At 68.6% G+C, this 13,347-nt stretch carries 11 protein-coding genes; 8 read left to right on the top strand and 3 right to left on the bottom strand.

The window, feature by feature from the left end; genetic code table 11:
• Nucleotides 1–74: 74 nt before the first annotated feature.
• Together I6I07_RS10310 and I6I07_RS10305 are read right to left on the bottom strand one after the other, a co-directional pair.
• Nucleotides 75–584: an RNA polymerase sigma factor gene (locus tag I6I07_RS10310; RefSeq protein ID WP_054429131.1), complete on the bottom strand. Its 510-nt coding sequence runs from the start codon at nucleotides 582–584 to the stop codon at nucleotides 75–77.
• A 212-nt stretch (nucleotides 585–796) separates the two neighbouring features.
• Nucleotides 797–1,627: an IclR family transcriptional regulator gene (locus I6I07_RS10305; protein ID WP_054488961.1), complete on the bottom strand. Its 831-nt coding sequence runs from the start codon at nucleotides 1,625–1,627 to the stop codon at nucleotides 797–799.
• Between the two features lie 257 nt (nucleotides 1,628–1,884).
• On the opposite strand from I6I07_RS10305, the gene I6I07_RS10300 reads away from it, so the two are divergent.
• The 8 genes from I6I07_RS10300 (at nucleotide 1,885) to I6I07_RS10265 (ending at nucleotide 12,044) form a co-directional block, all read left to right on the top strand.
• Nucleotides 1,885–2,901 carry a 2-dehydro-3-deoxygalactonokinase gene (locus I6I07_RS10300; protein ID WP_198486560.1) on the top strand — a complete coding sequence of 339 codons (1,017 nt, stop codon included), beginning with the start codon at nucleotides 1,885–1,887 and terminating at the stop codon, nucleotides 2,899–2,901.
• Entirely contained in the window at nucleotides 2,898–3,551 is a 654-nt protein-coding gene (locus tag I6I07_RS10295; RefSeq protein WP_198486559.1) for a 2-dehydro-3-deoxy-6-phosphogalactonate aldolase, read from the top strand. Before I6I07_RS10300 ends, I6I07_RS10295 begins: the two co-directional genes overlap by 4 nt.
• Nucleotides 3,548–4,696, top strand: a complete 1,149-nt coding sequence (dgoD, locus tag I6I07_RS10290) for a galactonate dehydratase (RefSeq protein ID WP_198486558.1) — start codon at nucleotides 3,548–3,550, stop codon at nucleotides 4,694–4,696. The genes I6I07_RS10295 and dgoD overlap by 4 nt, the downstream gene beginning before the upstream one ends.
• A 32-nt stretch (nucleotides 4,697–4,728) precedes the next feature.
• Nucleotides 4,729–6,039: an MFS transporter gene (locus I6I07_RS10285; RefSeq protein ID WP_198486557.1), complete on the top strand. Its 1,311-nt coding sequence runs from the start codon at nucleotides 4,729–4,731 to the stop codon at nucleotides 6,037–6,039.
• Between the two features lie 229 nt (nucleotides 6,040–6,268).
• Nucleotides 6,269–6,979 (top strand): ABC transporter ATP-binding protein, encoded by a 711-nt coding sequence (locus I6I07_RS10280; protein ID WP_198486556.1) that lies wholly within the window; start codon nucleotides 6,269–6,271, stop codon nucleotides 6,977–6,979.
• Nucleotides 6,976–8,364, top strand: coding sequence for an ABC transporter permease subunit (locus I6I07_RS10275; RefSeq protein ID WP_198486555.1), 1,389 nt, complete (start codon nucleotides 6,976–6,978; stop codon nucleotides 8,362–8,364). The genes I6I07_RS10280 and I6I07_RS10275 overlap by 4 nt, the downstream gene beginning before the upstream one ends.
• 10 nt (nucleotides 8,365–8,374) lie before the next feature.
• Nucleotides 8,375–9,835 (top strand): ABC transporter permease subunit, encoded by a 1,461-nt coding sequence (locus I6I07_RS10270; protein ID WP_198486554.1) that lies wholly within the window; start codon nucleotides 8,375–8,377, stop codon nucleotides 9,833–9,835.
• Between the two features lie 40 nt (nucleotides 9,836–9,875).
• Entirely contained in the window at nucleotides 9,876–12,044 is a 2,169-nt protein-coding gene (locus tag I6I07_RS10265) for a TonB-dependent receptor (RefSeq protein WP_198486553.1), read from the top strand.
• 3 nt (nucleotides 12,045–12,047) lie between these two features.
• Here I6I07_RS10265 and I6I07_RS10260 read toward each other — a convergent pair whose 3' ends face one another.
• Nucleotides 12,048–13,247 (bottom strand): MFS transporter, encoded by a 1,200-nt coding sequence (locus I6I07_RS10260; RefSeq protein ID WP_198486552.1) that lies wholly within the window; start codon nucleotides 13,245–13,247, stop codon nucleotides 12,048–12,050.
• Nucleotides 13,248–13,347: the final 100 nt, after the last annotated feature.

Below are 13,347 nucleotides of genomic sequence, written 5' to 3'. Positions count from 1 at the left end.
CATGAAAGGAATAAACGGCCCGGACGCGAAAGACAGTAAAAAAAGCGCCCAAAGCGCGTATTCATTGCGCGGGCTCATGGATCGTTCCCCAGGCGTTCGCGCATCAGTTCAAGCGCCATGGCCAGGTGCTTCTGCACCGAGCTGGGAGAGATGTCCAGATAGCGCGCGGCCTGCGCATGGCTCAGGCCCTCGACGCGGCAGAGCTTGAAGATCTGGCGCGTGCGTGGCGGCAGTTCAGCCAGGGTCGCGGTCAACCGCGCCAGTTGCCGGCGGACGTGCACGTGCACGTCGGGCGCGGTGCGCGGATCGCGCACGCCTTCCAGTACGTCATCCGACGCCATGTCGGTGCGGGATTGATGATGATTGCGGCGATGGTCGATGAGCAGGCGATTGGCGATGGCGTAGAGATAGGCCAGCGCGGTGTCGTCCAGCGGGACGTCTTCCTGGTGGGCAAGGAGGCGGGCGAAGCAGTCCTGCACCAGGTCGGCGCTGAGTTCGGCTTCGCCGGTCTTCAGGAACAGGTAGCGACGCAGCCGCTCGGCATAGGCCGCATACAGGCGCTCGACATCAGGTTGGGGCGCCACGTGCTCGTCGCCGGAAATCTACTCAATCGTGATGAGCGTCAGGGATGGTTGAGCAAGAGACTAGCACCGATAGGGCGCCCTGCCGGTAGCGGCGGCATATGGATTGGTCGGAGATTTGACCTGGACCGGCGTAGCCGTCCGGCGCCCCGCGTCAGGGCCCCGGGGTCGCGCGCCATGCGCGGATCGCTCGCGGTATTTACCGATGTGTTGCCCTACTGGTCGGCGTCGCGCGGCTTGGCGGGACCGCCCTGCACCTTCCAGCCCAGTTCGGCCGAGATGCGCGCCGCCGCGTCGCGCACCACGGCGACCATGTCCTGCATGCGCTCCAGCGACATGTACGGCACCGTGCTGGACACGCTGATGGCGGCGACGATGCCGCTGGAGGCGTCGCGCACCGGCGCGGCCACGCAGCGGATCGACGGTTCGTTGTCTTCCAGGTCGAAGGCGTAGCCGTGGGCGGCGTAGTCGCGCATGCGGTCGCGGAAGGCCTCCCAGGTCTGGCGGCCGCCAGGCGCGCGCGAGGACACCGGCGCGCCGACGCGATGCAGCGCCTTCCATTGCGGTTCGTCGGCATCGAGCAGCAGCGCCTTGCCGACGCCGGTGGCGGCCAAGGGCATGCGATGGCCGACGCGCGAGCGCATCTCCAATCCCTTCTTGCCGGGAATCTTTTCCAGGTACAGCACTTCGTCGTTGTCGCGCACGGCCAGGTGGATGGTGTCGCCGGTCTCGGCGGCGAGGCTGTCCAGATAGGGCCGCGCCAAGGTCGCCATGGGGAAGGCTTCGCGCGCCTGGAAGCCGAGTTCGATCAGTTTCGGGCCGAGCACGTAGCCGACGCCGGGCAGCGAGCGCAGGTAACGCTCCTGCACCAGGCAGCTGGCGAGCCGGTGCGTGGTGCTGCGCGCCACGCCGATATGGGCGCAGATGTCCTTGAGATCGCGCGCGCCCGCGGCGACGGCCTGGATCACGCCCAATCCGCGCATCAGGGTCTGCGTGCCGGCGGGGGCCGCGGCGTCGGGATCGTAGGCGGGGGAAGAATCGGACATAGAGGGCCAGGTGCTGGAAATCGGGAACGGGAAACGGGAAACGGGAAGCGAGAAACTAATCCCTGTATATGGGATTTAATTCTATATTTTGAGATTTTTCAAGCGCTGATCTAGAATTTTTCCCAACCCGCCCCCGCGCCGTCCTGGCGCCGTCGCGGGCCTGACGACAACAAGGTCGGCCAGCTCCTGCCGCGCGCGAACGCCTCCCCGCGCCCTCGCCCGCAGCGCGCCGCCGGCCCGAGACGAGACAGATTCTGATGACAACCGGATTGCCTGCCCGCGCGGCCCTGATAGCGCTGGATTGGGGCACCTCTTCGCTGCGCGCCTACCGCCTCGATGGCGCCGGGCGCACGCTGGATACCCGCCATCTGCCGTGGGGCATCATGCGCCTGCCGCAGCCCTTGCAGGACGGCGCCGCCACGCCCAGCGGCCAATCGGGCTTCGAACTGGCCTTCGAGCAAGCCTGCGGCGACTGGCTGCGGGCCGAGCCCCACCTGCCGGTGATCGCCTGCGGCATGGTCGGCAGCGCCCAGGGCTGGCAGGAAGCCGCCTACCTGGATGTGCCGGTCGACCTGCAGCGCATCGGCACGCTGCTGACGCGCGTCGAGCGCAACGGCGCCACGCCGGTGCACATCGTGCCCGGCCTGATCCAGCGCCACGGCCTGCCCAATGTGATGCGCGGCGAAGAGACCCAGGTCTTCGGCGTGCTGTTCGACCAGGGCAACGATCCCGCCGACAGCGTGCTGATCGGCCTGCCGGGCACGCACTCCAAGTGGGTCAACGCGCGCCGCGGCCAGGTCACGCATTTCGATACCTTCATGACCGGCGAGGTCTATGCCGCGCTGCGCGGCCACACCATCCTGGGCCGCACCATGGTCGAGGCGCCGACCTCCGACATGGCGGCGTTCGAGCGCGGCGTGAAAGTGGCCGGAGTGCCGGCCGGACGCGCCGGCGTGCTGTCGACGATCTTCAGCACCCGCGCGCTGGGGCTGACCGGCGAACTGGCCGGCGTGTCGCAGGCCGATTACCTGTCGGGCCTGCTGATCGGCCATGAAATCTGCGCGCTGGCCGACATGCTGCGGCTGCAGGGCGAACTGCCGCGCATCGTGCTGTGCGGCGACGACGCGCTGTGCCAACGCTACATCCTGGCGCTGCGGCACTACGGCCTGGGCACGCCGCAACTGGCGCAACACGCCACCGAGCGCGGCCTGTGGCACCTGGCGGTCAGCGCCGGCCTGGTGCCCGCCGCCCCTTCTTCCGAGACCACACCATGACCCATACCGGACTGCAAACCGCCATGGCCCATTGCGGCCTGATCGCCATCCTGCGCGGCATCACGCCCGCCGAGGCCGTGCCCGTCGGACGCGCGCTGTACGACGCCGGCTTTCGCCTGATCGAAGTGCCGCTGAATTCGCCGGATCCGCTGGCCAGCATCCGCGCCATGCGCGACGCGCTGCCGGCCGACTGCCTGGTGGGCGCCGGCACGGTGCTGAACCCCGATGACGTGGCGCGCATCAAGGACGCCGGCGGCGAGCTGATCGTCATGCCGCACAGCGACCTGACCGTGGTGCGCGCGGCCAAGGCCGCGGGCCTGGCGTCGTGCCCCGGCGTGGCCACGCCGACCGAGGCCTTCGCGGCGCTGGCCGCCGGCGCCGACGTGCTCAAGATGTTCCCCGCCGAGCAGCTCGGCCCGGCCGTGCTCAAGGCCTGGCGCGCGGTGATGCGCCCGCCGATCGCGCTGGTGCCGGTCGGCGGCATCACGCCCGACAACCTTTCCACCTACGCCCAGGCGGGCGCCAGCGGCTTCGGCCTGGGCTCCGCCTTGTACAAACCCGGCCTGTCGGCCGCCGAAGTCGGCCAGAACGCGCGCGCTTTCATCGCCGCCTGGCAACGCGCCTATCCCGCCCAGGAGACCCAAGCATGAAGATCACCAAGCTCACTACCTACATCGTGCCGCCGCGGTGGTGCTTCCTGAAGATCGAGACCGACGCCGGCCTCGTCGGCTGGGGTGAACCGGTCGTCGAGGGCCGCGCCCACTCGGTGGCCGCCGCCGTCGAGGAACTGTCGGACTACCTGATCGGCAAAGACCCGCGCAACATCGAAGACCACTGGACCGTGCTGTACCGCGGCGGCTTCTATCGAGGCGGCGCCATCCACATGAGCGCGCTGGCCGGCATCGACCAGGCGCTGTGGGACATCAAGGGCAAGGACCTGGGCGTGCCCGTGTCGCAACTGCTGGGCGGCAACGTGCGCGACCGCATCCGCGTGTATTCGTGGATCGGTGGCGACCGCCCGGCCGATACGGCCGCCGCCGCCAAGGGCGCGGTCGAGCGCGGCTTCACCGCCGTCAAGATGAACGGCACCGAGGAACTGCAGTACATCGACTCGTTCGACAAGGTCGAGAAGTGCCTGGAGAACGTGGCCGCCGTGCGCGATGCGGTCGGCCCCAACGTCGGCATCGGCGTGGACTTCCACGGCCGCGTACACAAGCCCATGGCCAAGGTGCTGATGAAGGAGCTGGACCCGTTCAAGCTGATGTTCATCGAAGAGCCGGTGCTGAGCGAGCACTACGAGGCGCTGAAGGAACTGGCGCCGCTGACGTCCACGCCGATCGCGCTGGGCGAGCGCCTGTTCTCGCGCTGGGACTTCAAGCGCGTGCTGGCCGACGGCTACGTCGACATCATCCAGCCCGATCCGTCGCACGCCGGCGGCATCACCGAGACGCGCAAGATCGCCGCCATGGCCGAGGCCTACGACGTGGCGCTGGCGCTGCACTGCCCGCTGGGCCCGATCGCGCTGGCCACCTGCCTGCAGATCGACGCCGGTTGCTACAACGCCTTCATCCAGGAACAGAGCCTGGGCATCCACTACAACGCGGCCAACGACCTGCTGGACTACGTCAGCAACCGCGAAGTGTTCGCCTACGAGAACGGCATGGTCGCGATTCCGCAGGGCCCCGGCCTGGGCATCGAGGTCAACGAGGAATACGTGAAAGAACGCGCGGCGGTGGGCCACCGCTGGCGCAACCCCATCTGGCGCCACGCCGACGGCAGCTTCGCCGAGTGGTAAGCCGGTAGAAAAAAGCGAAAGAGGAGACCCCCTTGACCACCGCCACCCATCCGGGCCTGCAAAGCGCCCAGCGGCCGACACGCAGCCGCTATCTCATCATGGTGATGCTGTTCATCACCGTCGTCATCAACTACCTGGACCGCAGCAACCTGTCGATCGCCGCGCCCGCCCTGAAGGACGAGTTCGGCCTGGACACGGTGCACGAAGGCCTGATCCTGTCGGCCTTCGGCTGGACCTATGCCGCCATGCAGATCCCCGGCGGCTGGCTGGTGGACCGCGTGTCGCCGCGCGTGCTGTACGCGGCCGCGCTGATCCTGTGGTCGGCGGCGACGTTCTTCATGGGCTTTGCCGGCAGCTTCGTGATCCTGTTCGTGCTGCGCCTGGCCGTGGGCGCCCTGGAAGCGCCCGCCTATCCGATCAACAACCGCGTCGTCACGACCTGGTTCCCGGAAAAGGAACGCGCCACCGCCATCGGCTTCTACACCTCGGGCCAGTTCGTCGGCCTGGCGTTCCTGACGCCGGTGCTGGCCTGGCTGCAGCACCACTACGGCTGGCACATGGTGTTCGTCAGCACCGGCCTGCTGGGCATCGTCTGGGGCGTGCTGTGGTACATGATCTACCGTGAACCGCGCCAGTTCAAGGGCGCCAACGCGGCCGAGATCGCGCTGATCCAGAAGGGCGGCGGCGTGGTCGACCTGGACCAGCGTGTCACCGAGAAGAAAGCCCCGTTCAACTGGAACGACCTGGGCCTGGTGATGAGCCAGCGCAAGCTGTGGGGCGTGTACCTGGGCCAGTTCTGCCTGACCTCGACGTTGTGGTTCTTCCTGACGTGGTTCCCCACCTACCTGGTGAAGTACCGCGGCATGGATTTCATCAAGTCGGGCTTCCTGGCGTCGGTGCCGTTCCTGGCCGCCTTCATCGGCGTGCTGTGCTCGGGCGTGCTGTCGGACTTTCTGATCCGCCGCGGCGCCACGGTGGGCCTGGCGCGCAAGCTGCCCATCATCCTGGGCCTGCTGATCTCGACGTCGATGATCGGCGCCAACTTCACCGATTCCACGCCGTGGGTGATCTTCTTCCTGGCGGTGGCGTTCTTCGGCAACGGCCTGGCGTCGATCACGTGGTCGCTGGTGTCGGCGCTGGCGCCGGTGCGGCTGCTGGGGCTGACCGGCGGGGTGTTCAACTTCGTCGGCAACCTGTCGTCGATCTGCACGCCGATCGTGATCGGCTTCCTGGTGTCCAAGGATAGTTTCGCGCCGGCCATCGTGTATGTGTCGTCGCTGGCGCTGCTGGGCGCGCTGTCGTACATCCTGCTGGTGGGCAAGGTGGAGCGCATCGAGGCCTGATCGCGCATCGCCGCTGTCGCAGTCCCTGAAGGGCGCCCACGTGTGGGCGCCCTTCTGCTTTGTATCGCCGATTTCGGAAGAGTTCCGCGCGAGGTGTGGCGGTATAATCACGTTATGTTATATCATCACTAATGATAGGCATTCCCAATCCGCCGCGGAACACGCCGGAATTGCCCGTTTCCCCCTCCCATTGATTCCCCCCGCATCTTCGGACGAAGAAGGACTCGCAGTGCTCGAAGCCATCGGCCTGACCAAACGCTACGGCGACCAGATCGCGCTCCACCCGCTGGACCTGCGCATCGAGCCGGGCGAAATCTATTGCCTGCTGGGCGCCAACGGCGCCGGCAAGACCACCACCATCAACCTGTTCCTGAACTTCATCGACGCCGACGGCGGCCAGGCCCTGATCCACGGCCTGGACGTGGCGCGCGAACCGCTGGCCAGCAAGCGCCACGTGGCCTACATCCCCGAGCAGGTCAACCTGTACGGCACGCTCAGCGGGCTGGAGAACCTGCGCTACTTCGCCGCGCTGGCGCTGGGCGAGGCGCCGCCGCGTGCGCGCCTGCTGGAACTGCTAGCCGAGGTCGGCCTCGACCCGTCGGCGGCGGACAAGCGCGTTTCCGCCTATTCCAAGGGCATGCGGCAGAAAGTCTGGATCGCCGTGGCGCTGGCCAAGGATGCGCGCGCGCTGCTGCTGGACGAACCCACCTCCGGCCTGGACCCGTCCGCCGCGGCCGAATTCACCCGCCTGCTGCAACGCGCCAGCGAACGCGGCGTGGCCATCCTGGCCACCACCCACGATCTGTTCCACGCCCGCCAGACCGCCACTCGCGTCGGCATCATGAAGCGCGGCCGGCTGGTCGAGAGCCTGGACAGCAAGCAGATCGACGACACCGACCTGCAGGCCCTGTACCTGGCGCACATGAGGACCGGCGCATGATCCTGCTGATCGCCCTCAAGGACCTGCGCGAACGCCTGCGCGACGGCCGCTTGTACTGGGCCGGCGGCATCGTCGCGGTGCTGCTGCTGACCGCGCTGGCGGTCGGCTACCTGCACCAGCAGGAAGCGCGCGCCGAGCAGGCCGCGGCCCAGAACACCGACTACGCCGACTGGCTCAAGCAAGGCGTGCGCCATCCGCACGACGCCGCCCACCAGGGCATGCACGTCTTCAAACCCGACACCACGCTGGCGCTGCTGGACCCCGGCATCAATCCTTACATCGGCAGCACCGTCTGGCTGCAGGCGCACCGCCAGAGCGAGGTCAAGTTCCGCCCCGCTCAGGACGCCACCGGCCTGCAACGCTTCGGCGATCTGTCCGCCGCCTGGATCCTGCAGGCGTTGGGGCCGTTGCTGGTGATCGTGCTGGGCTTCAACGCCTTCTCCGGTGAACGCGAACAGGGCATCCTGCGCCAGACGCTGAGCCTGGGCGTGGCGCCCTGGCGCCTGCTGTGGGGCAAGGCCACGGCGCTGGCCATGAGCCTGGGCCTGCTGCTGGCGCCGGCCGCGCTGGCCGCCATCGGGGCGGTGTGGCTGGCGGGCGGACGCGCCGATGCGCTGTGGCGGTTCGCCGTGCTGGCGGGCGGCTATGCGATCTACCTGGCGGTCTTCATCTTCCTCACGCTGGGCGTGTCGGCGGCCGCGCGCTCGTCGCGCGTGGCAATCACCGTGCTGCTGGCGCTGTGGATCGCCAACACGGTGATCGCGCCGCGCGTCATGGCCGAACTGTCGCGCGGCCTCTATCCCAGCCCGACACGGCTGGAATTCAACCAGGCGCTGCAGGACGACCTCAAGGCCACGTCCGACCGCGTCTGGATGCAGGCCTTCGGCACCACCGAACGCTGGAGCCGCGACGTGCCGCTGAACAAGTGGGGCCTGGCGCTCAAGCTCGACGACCAGTCCAGCTATGCCGTCTACGACCGCCACTTCGGCCGCCTGTGGGACACCTGGGAGCGGCAGCAGACGGTGCAGGAATCGGCCGGCTGGCTGATGCCGTTGCTGGCGGTGCGTGCGCTGTCCGCCGCCATGGCCGGCACCGACTTCGCCCACCACCGCGACTTCACCACCGCCGCCGAACAGCAGCGCCGCGTGATCCAGGACATCGTCAGCGCCGACCTGGTGGCGCACGCCGACACGCAGGAACACCTGCATTTCTCGTATCAGGCCAGCCCGTCGCTGTGGGCCCGCGTGCCGCCGTTCCGCTACCAGCCGCCCGAGGCCGGCTGGGCCTTGCGGCAAGCGCGCCTGAGCCTGTTGATGCTGGGCGCCGCGCTGCTGCTGAGCCTGGCCTTCGCCTGGCGCGCCGTGGCCCGCCAGACCGCCCTGTAGGAGATCCCAGGTGCACGATTCGCAATTGAGCCGCTTCGGGATGGTCCTGCGGCACGAACTCCGCCTGCTGACGCGCGAACGCGCGCTGTGGCTGTGCGGCCTGCTGTTCCTGCTGCTGGTGGGCTACGCGGTCTTCAACGGACTGCTGCAGACGTCGCTGCGCGACGAGGCCCAGGCCGCGCTGGCGCGCGCCGACGCGCAGAACCGCGCCGGCCAGCTGGCGCAGCTGCAACGCATCATGGACGGCAGCGAAACCCCGACGCCGTTCGGCAACCCCGCCAGCCCCGCCAACATGGGCGGCGGACTGGGCGCGCACTACGCCATCATGCCCAGCGAGCCGCTGGCCCCGGTGGCGCTGGGCCAGACCGATCTGTTCCCGTCGCAGTTCAAGGTGACCTACGACAGCAAGGTCAACTTCATTCACAACAACGACATCGAGAATCCCTGGCACCTGCTCAGCGGCCATTTCGACCTGGCGTTCGTGGTGGTCTATCTGCTGCCGCTGCTGATCTTCGCGCTTGGCCACAACCTGCTGTCCGGCGAAAAGGAAGACGGCACCTTGCGGCTGCTGCTGTCGCAGCCGCTGGCGCTGCTGACGCTGATCAGCGGCAAGATCGCGCTGCGCGCGGCCGTGCTGCTGGGCGCGGCGGTGCTACTCCCGGTGGCCGCGTTGCTGCTGGCCCGCCCCCAGGCACTGCAGGCCGCCAGCGCCACCCTTTGGTGGGCATTGCTGGTCGGCGCTTACGCGCTGTTCTGGTTCGCCGCGGTGGTGGCAGTCAACGCCTTTGGCAAGTCGTCGGCCGCCAACGCCATGATCCTGATGGTCGGCTGGGTGCTGCTGGTACTGGTGGTGCCGGTGCTGCTCAACCTGGTGGCGGCGTACGCCAGCCCCGCGCCGTCGCGCGCCGAGCTGGCCACGCGCACCCGCGTGGCCACGGCGCTGGCGATGCGCGACCACGCCGCGCTGCTGTCGACCGACTACGGCCACATGGACAAGCCCGACGCCCTAATTCCCCACGACGGCCACCTGGAGATCACCGGCCGCCCGCTAGGCCATGCCCGCGTCGAACGGCAGGTGGACGCGGCGATGCAGCCCGAACTGGATCGCTTCGACGCGCAGATGGCGCGCCAGCAGGCGCTGGTGGCGCGCTACAGCGTGCTGTCGCCGGCGGCGGTAGCGTACGAAGGCATCACCGCGCTGGCCGGCACCGGCCAGCGCCGCCACGCGCATTTCATGCGGCAGATCGATGCCTATCACCGCGCCTGGAAGGATTTCTTCCTGCCCCGCATCGAAGCCAGCCGCGCCATCACGACCGCGGACTTCGCCGCCATGCCGGTATTCCAGTGGCAGGAGGAAGATCCCGCCGCCGTGCGCGCCCGGGCCGTGCGCGCGCTGCTGCAACTGCTGGTGCCCGCCGCGCTGCTGCTGGCCCTGGCCAGTTGGCGCCTGCGCCGCTACCGCGTGGTCTAGAGACAGGTTTTTCACCCCCATCGAGTTTCGGGAAAGCGTCATGAGAAGAGTCGTATCCACCGCCGCCCTCGCGGCCTGCACCGCAGTGCCCAACGTCCAGGCCCAGGAGGCCGAACTGCCCGCCATCCGGGTGGAAGCCGCCAGCGACGCCGACAGCCTGCACCTGGACAGCCGCAGCAGCAGCGCCTCGCGGCTCGGCCTGACCCTGCGCGAGACGCCGGCCTCGGTCGAGATAGTGTCGCAACAAGCCATGCGCGAGCGCGGCGCCACCACCCTCAGCGAGGCGCTGCGCGGCGCCACCGGCCTGGCCGGCGGCGGCCCGCCGTCCTCGCCCACCACCTTGTCGTCACGCGGCTTCACCGACATCCTGTATCTGTACGACGGCCTGCGCATGTCCGGCGCCGGCTCGACCAACCGGGTCGAAGACACCTGGAACTACGAGCGCATCGAGGTCCTGAAAGGCCCGGCCTCGGTGCTGCAAGGCGACAGCGCCATCGGCGGCATCGTCAACTTCCAGACCAAGCGCCCCGACCGCGACAACCCCTCGCGCGAAGCGATGTTCTCGTATGGCAGCTATGGCAGCATCCGCACCGGCATCGGCCTGGGCGACAACTTCGGCGAGACCGGCGCCTACCGCATCGACTACAGCCACAACGACAGCCGCGTCGGCACCATCGACCGCAACAGCAACAAGCTGGATCACCTGACCACCGGCATCGCCTTCGACGTCGCGCCCGCCACCCGCCTGGACCTGTCGTTCGACTACTCGCGCGACACCGGCCACGCCTACTGGGGCACGCCGCTGATCCCGCGCAGCCTGGCCAAGGACCCCACCGGCGTGGTCAGCACGCCCGATGGCCGCGTGCTGGACCGCGCGCTGGCCGGCAAGAACTACAACGTGCTGGACGACCGCAACGAGGCCGAGGCCTATTGGCTGCGGGCCCGCGTCACGCACCAGCTGACTTCGTCGTGGACGCTGCGCAACGAGCTGGCCATGAACAAGGTCGACCGGCTGTGGAAGAACTCGGAGTCGGCCACCTTCAGCGCCCCCGGCTCGATCGACCGCGACCAGACCATCATCACGCACCACCAGCGCTACCTGATCGACCGTTTCGACGCGACCCACAACGGCACGATCGGCGGCCTGTCGAACAAGTTCGTGATCGGCGGCGAGCTCAGCAAGACCACCCTGGACAGCGAACGGCGCTTCTCGAACCGTTCGGCCAGCACTAGCGACACCCTGCGCGTATCGCTGTGGAATCCGGACGTGGGCTATTTCAACGACGACCCCGCGCTGATGAGCGGCCCCGGCAACCGCACCGACTTCACCACCGACGTGCGTGGCGCCGCGCTGTTCCTGGAAGACTCGCTCAAGCTGACCGAGCGCTGGACCGTGGTGGGCGGCTACCGCTACGACCGCATCCGCGTCGACCGCAGCGTCACCGACCTGAACGCCGGCACCCGCAGCGCCTTCGGCACCCGCTACAGCGCCAATTCCGCGCGGCTGGGCACGGTGTATGACGTGACGCCGTCGTCATCGGTGTACGCGCAGTACACCAACGCCACCATCCCGGTGGGCTCGCTGTTCCTCTTGTCGCAGTCCAACGCCTCGTTCCCGCTGGCCAAGGGCGAGCAATGGGAGGCCGGCTTCAAGCAGACCCTTGGCGACGTCGAATGGACTGCGGCGGTCTATCACATCAAGCTCGAGAACGTGCTGACGCGCGACGCCAATGACCCGCGCGTGACCGTCAACAACGGCCGCCAGTCATCGCGCGGGGTGGAGCTGTCGGCCGACTGGCGCGTCACGCCGCAATTGACCCTGTCCGGCAACATCGCGGCGCTGAACGCGCGCTTCGACTCGCTGACCGAGGCCGACGGCACTTCGCGCGTGGGCAACACGCCGCCCAACGTGCCCGAGCGCGTCGCCAACCTGTACGCCAACTACCGGCTCAAGGAACTGCCGATGAATTTCTTCGTCGGCCTGAACCACACCGGCAAGATCTACACCGACAACGCCAACCAGATCCGCATCAACGGCCACACCACCGTGGACGCGGCGGTCAGCTACCGCCTGCGGCCGGCGCTGATCACCTTCCGGGTACGCAACCTGACCGACAAGCTCTACGCCTACTATGGCGGCCGCGCCACCAGCCAGGTGCTGCTGGCGCCGGGCCGCACCTACGAGCTGGGCGCGACCTTCGAGTTCTGAGGATCAGCAGCCCTGCACCGCCAGCTTGCGCTGGCGCTGGTTGGCGGCGCGCTGCCACAGCACCAGCGCCAGGCCCGCCGCGGCGATGATCGCGCCGGCAATCGGCACCGCGGCATAGCCCATGCCGGCCGAGATCACGCCGCCGCCGGCCGCCGCGCCCACCGCATTGCCCAGGTTGAAGGCGCCCACGTTGACCGACGAGGCCAGGCCCGGCGCGTCGGTCGCGGCGCGCATCACCCGCATCTGCAGCGGCGGCACCACGGCGAAGGTGCCGAAGCCGAAGACCAGCAGGCCGATCGCGGCGCCCACCTGGGTCTGTGCCAGCCACGGGAAGGCCAGCAGGTCGACGATCACCAGCACCAGGAAGGCGATCAGGCTGCCATCCAGCGACCGGTCGGCGAAACGGCCGCCCGCGGTATTACCGATGGTGAAGCCGATGCCGATCAGCACCAGCATGGCGGTCACGAAGTTGGGCGAGGCGCCGGTCAACTCGGCCAGCGTCGGCGCCACGTAGGTGTACAGCGTGAACATCGCGCCCGCGCCCAGCACCGTGGTCAACAGGGCCACCAGCACCACCGGGGTCTTGAGCACCGCCAGTTCGTGGCGGATGTCCGGACGCCGCCCGGCTTCACCCGCCGGCAGCGCGAACCACAGCGACAGCATCGCCACCAGCCCCAGCACCGAGGTCGCGGCGAACGACATGCGCCAGCCGATCACCTGGCCCAGCCAGGTCGCCGCCGGCACGCCGCCGACGTTGGCGATGGTCAGCCCCAGGAACATCGTCGCCACCGCGCTGGCCTGCTTGTGGCGCGGCACCACGCTGGCGGCCACCAGCGAACCCAGGCCGAAGAAGGCGCCGTGGTTCAGGCTCGTCACCAGGCGCGCCAATAGCAGCGTGGTGTAGTTGGGCGACAGCGCCGACAGCAGGTTGCCCAGCGTGAAGATCGCCATCAGCACCATCAGCGCCTTGCGGCGCGACCAGCGCGACAGCGCCAGCGTCATCAGCGGCGCGCCGAGCATCACGCCGATCGCGTAGGCGCTGATCAGCATGCCGGCGCTGGGGATGGACACCCCCACGCCGTCGGCGATCACGGGCAGCAGGCCCATGGGAGAGAATTCGGTGACGCCGATGCCGAAGGCGCCGACGGCCAGCGCCAGCAATGGCAGGCCGGCTTTCACCGGCGGGGTTTCATGGGTGGACATACGGGTTCCTTGGTATGGATGCGCCGACCAGGGAATCCAGGGGCGTCGCGGCGAAGGCCGGGGCGTGGGACGAGTCTGATCGGAAGACAGGCGGCCAGTA

It is taken from the genome of Achromobacter deleyi (genome assembly GCF_016127315.1).
Taxonomy (GTDB): Bacteria; Pseudomonadota; Gammaproteobacteria; order Burkholderiales; family Burkholderiaceae_B; genus Achromobacter; species Achromobacter insuavis_A.
This window is presented reverse-complemented; position numbering and strand designations above follow the sequence as displayed.